This is a genomic window from Thermocatellispora tengchongensis, from assembly GCF_014202315.1.
GTDB lineage: Bacteria > Actinomycetota > Actinomycetes > Streptosporangiales > Streptosporangiaceae > Thermocatellispora > Thermocatellispora tengchongensis.
Map to the genome: position 1 here is coordinate 189,747 of NZ_JACHGN010000022.1, position 11,762 is coordinate 201,508.

An 11,762-nucleotide genomic window follows, 5' to 3' on the forward strand; every position below is an offset into this window, starting at 1 on the left:
CCGACCGGTACGGCCCGCGTGAACCCCCCAGCGCGGGCCGTACCCCTATATGCGCTCAGAAAGAGGTCCGAAGCATGAGATTCCGTAACTTAGGGGTAGGGCTGGCGCTGGCGCTGGGACTGACCGGGCTCGTGGCCACCCCCGCGCACGCCGCCAACATCGCCGCCAACCCCGGCTTCGAGTCCGGGCTGTCCGGCTGGACCTGCGGGTCCACCGCGCGCACGGTCACCACCCCGGTGCACGGCGGCTCGGCCGCGCTGGAGGCCACCCCCCAGGGCGCCGACTACGCGCGCTGCTCCCAGACCGTCGCGGTCAAGCCGGGCTCGGCGTACACGCTGTCGGGCTGGGTGCGCGGCAACTACGCCTTCCTCGGCGCGAGCGGCACCGGCACCACCGACACCAGCACCTGGGCCGCCTCGCCGTCGGCGTACACGCGGGTGTCCACCTCCTTCACCACCGGGCCCGCCACCACCTCGGTCACGATCTACGTCAACGGCTGGTACGGCCAGGGCGCCTACTACGCCGACGACATCGCGCTCGACGGGCCGCCCGGGGACGGCGGGGGCGGCGACACCACCCCGCCCAGCGTGCCCGGCGGGCTCACCGTCGGCGAGCCGACGTCCGGCTCGCTCCGCCTGAGCTGGTCGGCGTCCACCGACGACTCCGGCTCGATCGCCCGCTACGAGGTCTCCCGCGACGGCGGCGCGCCGGTGGCGGTGGGGAACGTCACCTCGTACACGGCGGGCGGGCTCGCCGCGGCCACGACGTACCGGTTCAAGGTGCGCGCCTGCGACGCGGCCGGCAACTGCTCCGCGTACGGCCCGGAGGTCGCCGGCACCACCTCGCCGGGCGGCGGCGGGGGCGGCGGCGACCTGCCCGAGCGGGTCATGGTCGGCTACCTGCACGCGTCCTTCGCCAACGGCTCCGGGTACATCCGCATGCGCGACGTGCCGGACGAGTGGGACATCATCAACCTCGCCTTCGGCGAGCCCACCTCGGTGACCTCCGGTGACATCCGCTTCCGGCAGTGCCCGGCGGCCGAGTGCCCCAACGTCGAGAGCGAGGCCGAGTTCATCGCCGCGATCCGCGACAAGCAGGCCGCGGGCAAGAAGGTACTGATCTCCATCGGCGGCCAGAACGGGCAGGTGCAGCTCACCACCACCGCCGCCCGCGACGCGTTCGTCCGGTCGGTGAGCGCCATCATCGACAAGTACGGCCTGGACGGGCTCGACATCGACTTCGAGGGCCACTCGCTCTACCTCGACCCCGGCGACACCGACTTCCGCAACCCGACCACGCCGGTGATCGTCAACCTGATCGCCGCGCTGCGGACCCTCAAGGCCCGCTACGGCGAGGACTTCGTGCTCACCATGGCGCCGGAGACGTTCTTCGTGCAGCTCGGCTACCAGTTCTACGGCCCCGGCCCGAACGGCACCGCCGACCGGCGCAGCGGGTCGTACCTGCCGGTCATCCACGCCCTGCGCGACGACCTGACCCTGCTGCACGTGCAGGACTACAACTCCGGGCCGATCATGGGCCTGGACAACGCCTACCACACCATGGGCACGCACGACTTCCACGTGGCGATGACCGACATGCTGCTGGCCGGGTTCCCGGTCGCGGGCGGGGCCGCGTTCCCGGCGCTGCGCCCGGACCAGGTGGCGATCGGGCTGCCCGCCGCCCCCTGGGCCGGCAACGGGTTCACCACGGTGGCGGAGGTGCAGAAGGCGTTCGACTGCCTGGCCAAGGGCGCGAACTGCGGGCCGTACCGGCCGCGCGGGACCTACCCGGGGCTGCGCGGGCTGATGGCCTGGTCGGTCAACTGGGACTCCTACAACTCCCGCGAGTTCTCCCGGGCCCACCGCGCCTACCTCGACGCGCTGCCGTAACGCGGGAACCCCGTGAGGATCGCGATTTCCCTTCGATCGGCTGAGAATTCGGCAACCTCGGTGGGCGTCGGGGCCCGGATTCCGGCAGGCTAGGGGTCGTCATGGACTACGCAATCCTCACGGGGTCCGTCCTCGTCCTCGGTGTCGTGCTCGCGATCGTCGCCCAGTGGCGGGGCTGGCGGCCCACCCTCCTCGTCGTGCTGGGCGTCGGCATCGCCTTCCGGGTGCTGATCATGTACACGTCGGCGATCGACTCCTGGCAGCCGGTCGACTACGTCAACAGCTTCGGTAAGGCGGCCCAGGCGGTGGTGGAGGGCAAGGACCCCGTGCTGGAGAGCAACGGGGGCTGGCACTTCCTGCCCACCATCCCGTACGTGTACGGGCTGCTGCTGGCGGTGGGCATCCCGTGGGAGTACGCCGGGCGCCTGGTCACGGTGGTGGCCGACATCGTGCTGATCCCGCTCGTCGGCAAGCTCGCCGGCGGGCCGAAGGCGTCGCTGCGCGCCTTCCAGTACGCCTGCAACCCGCTGGGCATCCTGGTCGCGTCCGTGCACGGGCAGGTCGAGCCGGTCGCGCTGGTCTTCGGCGTGGCGGCGTTCGTGGTGGCGCGCGGCCCCGGCGACCCGGTGCGCGAGGGGCTGTCCGGCACCTTCCGCGAGCTGCTCGCCCAAGCCAGGCAGTCGGTCGCGGCGTACGGGCCGGTGGGCTCGCTCAAGCTGGCCTTCGCCCCGAGGCCGGGGGCCACCCGGCGCGGGATCTACGCCGGCCTGCTCATGGGCCTGGCGCTGTGCGCGAAGAGCTGGCCCATCTGGCTCATCCCCGGCATGCTGCTGCTCCTGCCCGGCGCACGGGCCAGGCTGGCGGCGATCGTGGCCACCGGCGTGCCGCCGCTGGTGTTCCTGGCCAGCCTGCCGGTGCTCGGATTCACCCCGCTCGACAAGCTGCCCGACGTGATCGCCGAGATCCGGCACATCCGCCCGATCATCGGCGAGTGGGGCTGGACCGCATGGGTCGTGGAGGGCCACTGGACCCTCGACGCGGGCTTGGCGTCGCTGGGCACCAACATGATCTACATCGCGGTGCTCGTGGTGCTGTTCCTGTGGCGGCGGGCCGACCCGATCGACCTGACCACCGCGATCCTGCTGGTGTTCATGGTGTTCACGCCCCGGCTCGGCGCGCAGTACCTGCTGTGGTTCATGCCGTTCCTGGTGGCCCGGCCGACCTTCTTCGCCTGGCCGGCCATCCTCGGCACCTCGCTGTGGGCCGGCATCGGGTACATCGTGCTGACCCAGTGGACGGCCGAGGAGTGGGCCGCGCGGCACGCGCCGTGGGCGATCAGCTCTGTGGTGCTGCTGCCGATCCTCGCCGCCGCGATGCCGTGGACCCGCCGCCGGGTGCACCGCGATCCGGCTCCGGTCCAGGCGCCGGAAAAACCGGCTGCGTCGAAGGGGGCGATCCGTCACCCTTGACGGCATGCAGGCAACGATCACGGTGACACCCGCGCGCCTTCCGGACGTGCTGCTGCACGTCGCGGTGGTGCGCCCGGTGTTCCTGTGGGGCGCACCCGGCATCGGCAAGAGCTCCCTCGTACGCGCGTTCGCCGACTCGCTCGGCCTGGAGTGCGTCACCCTGCTCGGCACCCAGCTCGCCCCGGAGGACCTGATCGGGGTGCCCGAGCTGGTCGGGGGCCGCAGCCGGTTCGCCCCGCCCGAGTCGATCGCCCGCGACGAGCCCTACTGCCTGTTCCTGGACGAGCTGAACGCGAGCGCGCCCGAGGTGCAGAAGGCGTTCTACTCCCTGATCCTGGACCGCAGGATCGGCGCGTACGAGCTGCCGGCCGGGTCGGTGGTGATCGGCGCGGGCAACCGCGCCACCGACAACGCGCTGGCCAGGCCGATGGCCTCGGCGCTGGTCAACCGGCTGGTGCACGTGCACCTGCGGGCCTCGGCCACCGACTGGCTGGCCTGGGCGAGCGCCAACGGCATCCACCCGTGGATCATCGACTACCTCGTCCAGCGCCCCGACCACCTGTGGAGCGCGCCGCCCAAGACCGAGGAGCCGTTCTCCACCCCGCGCGCCTGGCACATGCTCTCCGACGTCATGCACTCCTACGGCGAGGACATCGACCACGAGACCCTCGGCATGCTGGCCTTCGGCACGCTCACGGCCGGGCACGCCTCGGCCTTCCGCGCGTACGTCAAGACCGTGCGGCACGCCTACGACCTCGACGCGGTGCTGAAGGGCGAGGCCCCCTGGCCACGCCGCCCCGAGGACCGCGACCTGCTGTACTTCCTGTCCGAGGCGTTCCGCGCCCGCCTGATCAAGGAGCTGCCCGCCGACAAGCGCGGCTCGGCGCGGGGCCGCGACCTGGCGTTCCGGGCCAAGGGGCTGCTGGTCGAGCTGGCCGAGATCTCCCTGGAGTGCGCGCAGCTCGTCATCGCCGACGACGAGAACGGCGCCCCGGTGCTGCCCACCTGGTTCCTGGTCGCGGTCGGCCGCGACCTGCCGCGCCTCGCCGCCGCGAGGGCGTGATGGCCCGGCGCGGGCGCGGCGCGAAGCCCTCCGACCCGTGGCGCGACGAGGTGGACAAGGGCTGGGCCCTGGTCAACCGGCAGCCGCTGTTCCAGCGCATCTACTGCGTGCTGTCGCCCGCGCCCGAGGGCATGCTCTCGGCCGAGACCTGGGCGGTGGTCCGGGAGGACGGCCACATCCTGCACCACCCGTCCAGGCGGGGCGACGCGGCGGAGTGGACGTGGGTGTTCGCCCACCTGATGCTGCACCTCGGCTTCGGCCACGCCGACCCGCGTACGGCCGGGCCCGGCGACCTCGGCCCGGAGATCCGCGAGGGCGGGCGCGATCACCGGCTGCCCGTGCCGTCCTACCAGGCCGCCTGCTGCGTGGCCGTCGAGCGCTTCCTGCGCACGCTGAAGATCGGCCGCAGCCCTGCCGCCCTGCCGGCCGACGGCCTGCCCGATGGCGACGAGGTGACGCTCTCGGCGCAGTGGCGCCGCCTGGGGGTGCCCGCCGCGTTCGCCCCCGTGGGCATGCCCGACTTCTCCGTGGGCGACGTCGAGACGGCCGACAGGCACGACTTCCCGGGCGACCTGGCCGCCGGCATCGCGCGTACGGCGACGCGGGCGCTGGAGGACGTGGGCACCCCCCGCGCCGCCGCCGAGGGACGCCCCGCCGGGCCGTGGGACGTCGCGCTGGGCTGGTTCGTCTCCTCCTACCCGCTGCTCGGCGCGCTGGCCGCGGGGATGACGATCGTGTCCGACGCCGACCTCGCCCGCGAGTGGCAGATCTCGATCGCCGCGGTCAACGCCGAGGCGGGGGAGATCTACGTCAACCCGCTGGTGCGGCTCAGCACGGAGGAGTGGCGGTTCGTGCTCGCGCACGAGATGCTGCACGCCGCGCTGCGGCACGGCGAGCGGGTGGGCGGGCGCGACCCGTACTTCTGGAACATCGCCACCGACTACGTGATCAACGGCTGGCTGGTGGAGATGGGCGTCGGCGAGATGCCCGAGGGCCTGCTGCACGACCCGTCGCTCACCGGGCTGTCGGCCGAGGCCGTCTACGACCAGATCACGACGAACCTGCGCCGGCTGCGCAAGCTGGCCACGCTGCGCGGCCGGGGGCTCGGCGACGTCCTGGACCGCCCCCTGCCGCGGCCCGGAGCGCCCGGCAGGCACGTCGATCTGGACGAGTACTACCGCAACGCGCTGTCCACCGGCCTGGCCTACCACCACAACTCCGGGCGCGGCCTGCTGCCCGGCGGCCTGGAGCAGGAGATCCGGGCGCTGGACCAGCCGCCGCTGCCCTGGGACGCCAGGCTCGCGCGCTGGTTCGACGAGCACGTGCCCTCGCCCGACAAGCGCCGCTCGTACGCCCGCGCCTCGCGCCGCCAGGCGTCCAGCCCCGGCATCCCGCGCCCCGGGTGGGTGCGGCCCGAGGACCTGGTGCGCCGGGCGACGTTCGGCGTGGTGCTCGACACCTCCGGCTCGATGAACGCGCAGTTGCTGGGCAAGGCCCTGGGCGCCATCGCCTCGTACGCGGTGGCGCGCGACGTGCCGCGCGCCCGGGTGGTGTTCTGCGACGCGGCGGCGTACGACGCGGGCTACCTGCCGGTGGAGGAGATCGGGCGGCGGGTGCGGGTCAGGGGCCGCGGCGGCACCGTCCTGCAGCCGGGCGTGGACCTGATCGAGCGCGCCGACGACTTCCCGCCCGCCGGCCCGATCCTGATCATCACCGACGGCTGGTGCGACGTGCTGCGGGTGCGCCGCGAGCACGCGTACCTGATGCCCGAGGGCGCGGCGCTGCCGTTCCGCGCCCGCGGCCCGATCTTCCGCATGCGCTGACCACCCGGGCCGATCGTCACAGCAGCGCGCGGATCGGCACCCCCGCCAGCCTGCGCACCTCGTTGGCCATGTGGGCCTGGTCGGCATACCCGCTGTCGGCGGCCACCTCGGCGAGCGGCCGGCCCGCGCGGGCCAGGCGCAGCGCCCGCTGGAAACGCGCCACGCGCTGCACCACCTTCGGGCCGTAGCCGAACGCGCCCACGCAGCGGCGGTGCAGGTGCCGCTCGCTCAGCCCCAGATCCCGGGCCACCTCGCCGATCCGCGCGCCCCGGCGCAGCGCCGCGGCGATGGCGGGCGCGGCCGGGTCGGGCGGGGAGGTCTCGCGCAGCCGCGCCAGCGTCGCGGCCCACACGTCCGCCGGGCCGGCCGCCTCGATCCCGGCGAACCCCGGCAGGCCGGCCAGGGGGACCCTCTGGTCGCGCAGCTCGGCCACCGGAAGGCCCAGCACGTCGCCCACCGCACCGGGCCGGAACCTGATCCCGAAGTAGGAGTCGCCGGGCACCAGGCGTACGGGATGCGGCGCGGTGTCGGGGCCCGCCACGACCGCGCCGCGAGGCCCCCACATCACGTCCACGCACCCGTCGGGCACGACCGGCTGCGACCCGCCGGACTCGGCCGTGCGGGCCCACAGGCACGCCACCCGCGCGCCGAGCCCGCCCCCTGCCGACCACTCGCGGTACATGCGTTCAGGCTATGTGCCGGGCAGGCTATGTGCCGGGGCGGGTCATGCCTCGGGGCGGGCCCGGCCGCCCGACGGAGCCGCCTTGGTCGTGGTCGGCGTCGCGGGCCTCTCCGGCGTCTTCGGCGGCGTCTTGGCCGGCGCCTCAGGCTCCCGGCGGCCGTCACCGTCCCCGGGCGGACGCCCCGAGACCAGCGCGGCGGCCCACTTCGCGCTGGGATCGCTGTCGATGAGCAGGGCCCGGGTCAGCAGGCTCAGCGGGATGGCCAGCAGCGCGCCGATCGGGCCGAGCACGAACGCCCACAGGATCAGCGACAGCAGCGTGACGGTCGTGGACAGCCCCACCGCGTCGCCGAGGAACTTCGGCTGGATGAACGACTGGATCACCACGTTGATCGCCACGTACGCCACGATCACCAGCATCATCGTGCGCACGCCGCCGTCCAGCAGGCCGAGCAGCGCGGGCGGCGCCAGGCCGATGATGAACCCGATGTTCGGGATGTAGTTCGTGATCAGCGCCAGGATCCCCCACAACAGCGGGAGCGGGACACTCAGGGCGTACAGCGCGGCGATGTCGAGCACCGCGCAGATCAGCCCGAACACCGTCGAGACCACCAGGTAGCGGCGCGTCTTGCGGCTGAACTCCGCCAGCGCCTCGACCAGCGCGGGCCGGTGCCCGGTGCCCGAGGACATCAGCCGGGAGAAGCCGGCCGCGTCCAGGCACATCGCGAGCAGCAGCACCACGATCAGGAACAGGCTGGACAGCACGCCGAGCAGGCCCGTGAACAGCCCCTGCGCCAGATCCAGGAGCTGCGCCGGGTTGAAGGCCGACAGCGCCTGGTCGATCTGCTCGGTGCCGACGCCGAACCCCGCGGCCAGCCGCTCCGCCTGGTCCGCCAGGTCGGTGAACTGCTGCGAGTACGTCGGGATCAGCGCCGCGAGCTGGGCCACCGACACCGTGAGGATCGCCACCATGGCCAGCAGCACCAGCAGCACGACCAGCAGCGGCGCGGCCACCAGCAGCCACCCGGGCGCGCGGCGCGCGGCGAGCCACCCGCGTATCGGCGCCACCGCTATCACCAGCACCAGCGCGAGCACGACCGGCCCCGCGATCGAGGCCACCGACCTGATCCCGGCGAGCGTGACGACCGCCGCCGCCGCTCCCAGCAGGACGACCAGCGCTCGGGGCACCTGTGGCTGAAGCACCCCTCATTCCTACCCCTCTCGGATTATTTACCTCACTTCGCCGAGGCGCTTGCGGAGCGACCCCGCGAGCGGGTGGAATCCCTGTATGTGGGAGTTCGGTGTCCTCGGCCCCGTGGAAGTCCGCGGCGCCGGCGGACCCCTCGAACTCGGCGGGCGCGACCGGCGGGCGGTGCTGGCACGCCTGCTGATGGCGCGCGGCGCCGTCGTCCCCGTCGATCGGCTGATCGACGACGTCTACCACGGGCAGCACCCCACAACCGCGATCATCGCGCTGCAGGAGTGCGTCGCCCATCTGCGCGACTTGTTCGAGCCCGGCACCCTGGTCAGCCTGGCCCCCGGCTACGCGCTGCGCACCAGCTCCGTCGATGTCTACGAGTTCGAGCGGCGCGTCCGCCGCGCGTGCTCCGTCCCCGACCTCGACGACGCGCTCGCGATGTGGCGCGGCACCCCGTACGCCGACGTCGCCGGCGAGCCGTGGGCGGCGGCCGAGGTGGAACGGCTGGAGGAACTGCTGCTGAGCACCCGCGAGCAGCGCCTCAGCATGCTCCTGCGCCAGGGCGACGCCGCCGCCACCATCACCGAGCTGCGCGAGCTGACCGCCGCCCACCCCTACCGCGAGCGGCTGTGGTGCCTGCTGGCCATCGCCCTGCACCGCTGCGGGCGCCGCGACGACGCGCTGTACGTCGTACGGCTCGCCTGCGACGTGATCAGCGACGAGCTGGAGGTCGAGCCCGGCCACGACCTGCGCCGCCTCGAAGCCGAGATCAGGCTGGACACCGCCTCGCCCGACCTGCCCACCCCGCGCGCCGAGCTGGCCCCGCCGGTCCGCTCGGCCGACCCGCGCGACCCGTTCGTGGGCCGCTGGAGCGAGCTGGGCGACCTCGGCCGGCTCGCCGACATCGCCGAGTCGGGCACGCCCAGGCTGGCGGTCGTCGCCGGGCCGCCCGGCATCGGCAAGAGCCGCCTGCTCGGCGCCGCCGCCTCCGCGCTGGGGCGGCGCGGCTGGTGGGTGGCCTGGGCGAGCTGCCTCGACGGCGGCCCCGTCCTCCACCCCTGGCGCCGCCTGCTGCGCGGCGCCGACGACCAGCAGCCCCTCTTCGACCTGCCCGCCGAGCTCGGCGGCATCCCCGCCCCCACACCCCAGCTCGCCGGCGCGCTGCGGCCCCTGCTCGCCGAGCCGCCGCCCACCGGCGCGGCACTGGGCCACGCCGCCGGCGGCGAGGCGCCTCCGCCCCGCGAGGACGCCCGCCACGCCATGTTCGCCGCGGTCACCGAGCACCTGGAGACCCTGGCCGAGATCCGCCCGCTGCTGATCGTGCTCGACGACATCCACTGGGCCGACCTCGCCACCCTCGACCTCCTGCGCCACGTCGCCGGCTCCGCGCGCGGCCCGATCCTGTTCGCGGTCACCACCGAGGACGCCGAGCCCGTGCCCGCGCCGCGCCCGCCGCTGGGCGTGCCCAACGCCGAACGCCTCCAGGTCGGCGGGCTCAGCCCCGACGAGGTCGAGGCGCTGGCCGCCGCGATGGGGGTGCGGCTCGCCCCCGGCACCCTGGAGAAGATCTACGCGGGCACCTCCGGCAATCCCTTCTTCGTCCGGGCCATCCTGCGCGGCGTCACCGCCGACGACCCCGACGGCTCCGCGCTCGCCGCCCTGTCCGACGGCGTGGCCGGGGCCGTGCGCCGCGGCATCGGCTGGCTGCCGCAGACCGTGCGCGCCACGCTCGACGCCGCGGCCGTCCTCGGCACCGGCATCGACGCCGAGCTCATCGCCGAGGTCGGCGGGCTGCCGGTCCCCGTCGTACGCGAGGCGCTCGACCTCGGCGTCGTGACCGGCATGTTCACCGGCGAGCCCGGCACCGGCCTGCGGTTCGGGCACGAGCTGCTGCGCCTCCCCCTGTACGCCGACATCGACCCGGCCGAGCGGGTCCGGATGCACCGCGCGGCGCTGCACGCCCTCGCCTCCCGCCCCGCCACCTCACCCACCGAGCTGGCCCGCCACGCCTTCGCCGCCGTGCCCGGCGGCGCCGAGCGGGCCGAGTCGGGGCTGGCCGAGTCGGTCGCCGTACGCTGGGCCTCCGCGGCGGCCCGCGAGGCCGAGAGCCGCCTGGCCCACGCCGACGCCGCCCGCTGGTGGGCGCGGGCCGCGTCCGCCGCGGCCACCCCGGCCGCCGCCGCGGAGCTCGTGCTGCACCAGATCCGCGCCGAGATCGCCGGCGGCGGCTACGAAGCGGCCCGCGACACCTGGCGCTGGGCGCTCGTCCTGGCCACCGACGCCGGCGACCCGGTGCTCACCGCGCGGGTCCTCACCGGCCTCGACGCCCCGGCCGTGTGGAGCCGCCCGCCCCGGCGCACCACCGAGCCCAACCTGGTGGCCAGGCTGGAGCAGGGGCTGGCCGCGCTGCCCTACGGCGACTCCGCCGTACGCTGCCGCATGTACTCCAGACTGGCCGCCGAGCTGTACGGCGTGGCCCCGGCCGACCGCTGCGACTCCCTCGCCGCCGAGGCCCGCGCCATGGCCCGGCGGCTCGGCGAGCCCCGGCTGATCGCGTCGGTGGAGAACGACCTGCTCGCCCCCGCCTGTCAGGCGGGCGGGCTCGGCTTCGGGCTGGCCGAGGCCGACCGCCCGGTGCGCGAGCTGATCGAGCTGGCCGACCGCGAAGGGCTGCTCGGCCACGCGCTGGCCTTCCGGCTGGCGCTCATCCCGCTCCTCGCCGAGCGCTACGACCTCGCCACCGCCGACCACCTCGACGAGGAGTGCGCGGGCCTCCTCCCGCGAGCCGTGGCCCCCGGCGCGGGGTTCCTGCACCTGCTCTGGCGGTCCACCCGGGCCATCCTCGACGGCCGTCCGCACGAGTTCCGCCTCGCGCCGGGCGAACCGGCCGAACCCCACGTCTTCTCCCCGCCCCACAGCGGCGCGGGGGTCGCGCTCGTGCACCGCGTGCTGGCGGCGTACCACGAGGGCCGGGTCGAGGACATCGCCCCGCTCCTCGACGGCCTGCCCGGCGACGCCTGGCCCGAGTTCGCCGGTTGCATGCGCGCCCTGTGCGCCGGTGAGCCGCCCCCGCCACCCGGCACGGGCGCGATGGACTGGTCCTGGCTCAGCATGACCTGCTTCCGCGCCGAGGCACAGGCCGCCTCCGGCGACCCGTCCGGCGCGGCGCCGCTGTTCAGCGCCCTCCTCCCGTACGCCGACCGCCTGGCCACCGGCCACGGCGTGCTCCCCGCGGGCCCGGTCGGCTACTACGTCGCCCGCCTGGCCGCCCTGCTCGACCGCAAGGACGACGCCGACGCCTACGTCAAGGACACCCTGGAACGTTGCGAACAGGCCGGCCTTCCCCTCTGGACCGCCCGCGTCCGCGCGCTCGCAACCCCGATTTGACGCCGTCGTGCGTCGCACGTAACCTTCCTGAGGCCCAAGGGAAGCGCGAGAGATCGCCAACCCCGGGCCACGGCGGCCGGTTCGACAAAGTCGGCAAGGCCGAATAAGGTTGAAGTAAGAAATCCGAAACGAACGAAACGCCCCGGACTTTCCGGTCGATAAACCCGGATACGATGGAGTTCGCGTCCGTTTCTTGAGAACTCAACAGTGTGCTAAAAGCCAGTGCATGATGCACAACCCCGTCCCCCGCG

At 74.2% G+C, this 11,762-nt stretch carries 7 protein-coding genes; 5 read left to right on the top strand and 2 right to left on the bottom strand.

The features are described from left to right. Nucleotides 1–74 precede the first annotated feature (74 nt). The 4 genes from HNP84_RS39610 to HNP84_RS39625 all read left to right on the top strand — a co-directional run bounded on the left by HNP84_RS39610 (nt 75) and on the right by HNP84_RS39625 (nt 6,244). Entirely contained in the window at nt 75–1,889 is a 1,815-nt protein-coding gene (locus HNP84_RS39610) for a chitinase (protein WP_185055189.1), read from the top strand. Nucleotides 1,890–1,990: 101 nt separating this feature from the next. Then, complete coding sequence (locus HNP84_RS39615) at nt 1,991–3,358, top strand: putative hexosyltransferase (RefSeq protein WP_185055190.1); 1,368 nt, start codon at nt 1,991–1,993, stop codon at nt 3,356–3,358. 4 nt (nt 3,359–3,362) lie between these two features. Beyond that, nucleotides 3,363–4,421 (top strand): ATP-binding protein, encoded by a 1,059-nt coding sequence (locus tag HNP84_RS39620; protein ID WP_185055191.1) that lies wholly within the window; start codon nt 3,363–3,365, stop codon nt 4,419–4,421. After that, nucleotides 4,421–6,244: a vWA domain-containing protein gene (locus HNP84_RS39625; RefSeq protein ID WP_185055192.1), complete on the top strand. Its 1,824-nt coding sequence runs from the start codon at nt 4,421–4,423 to the stop codon at nt 6,242–6,244. Before HNP84_RS39620 ends, HNP84_RS39625 begins: the two co-directional genes overlap by 1 nt. A gap of 16 nt (nt 6,245–6,260) precedes the next feature. Here HNP84_RS39625 and HNP84_RS39630 read toward each other — a convergent pair whose 3' ends face one another. Then, complete coding sequence (locus HNP84_RS39630) at nt 6,261–6,926, bottom strand: helix-turn-helix domain-containing protein (protein ID WP_185055193.1); 666 nt, start codon at nt 6,924–6,926, stop codon at nt 6,261–6,263. 42 nt (nt 6,927–6,968) lie between these two features. Further along, entirely contained in the window at nt 6,969–8,129 is a 1,161-nt protein-coding gene (locus tag HNP84_RS39635) for an AI-2E family transporter (protein ID WP_312926789.1), read from the bottom strand. A 112-nt stretch (nt 8,130–8,241) separates the two neighbouring features. Here HNP84_RS39635 and HNP84_RS39640 point away from each other — a divergent pair, with 112 nt between their 5' ends. Next, on the top strand, nt 8,242–11,511 hold the full coding sequence (locus HNP84_RS39640) for an ATP-binding protein (protein WP_185055194.1): 3,270 nt from the start codon (nt 8,242–8,244) through the stop codon (nt 11,509–11,511). Nucleotides 11,512–11,762: the final 251 nt, after the last annotated feature.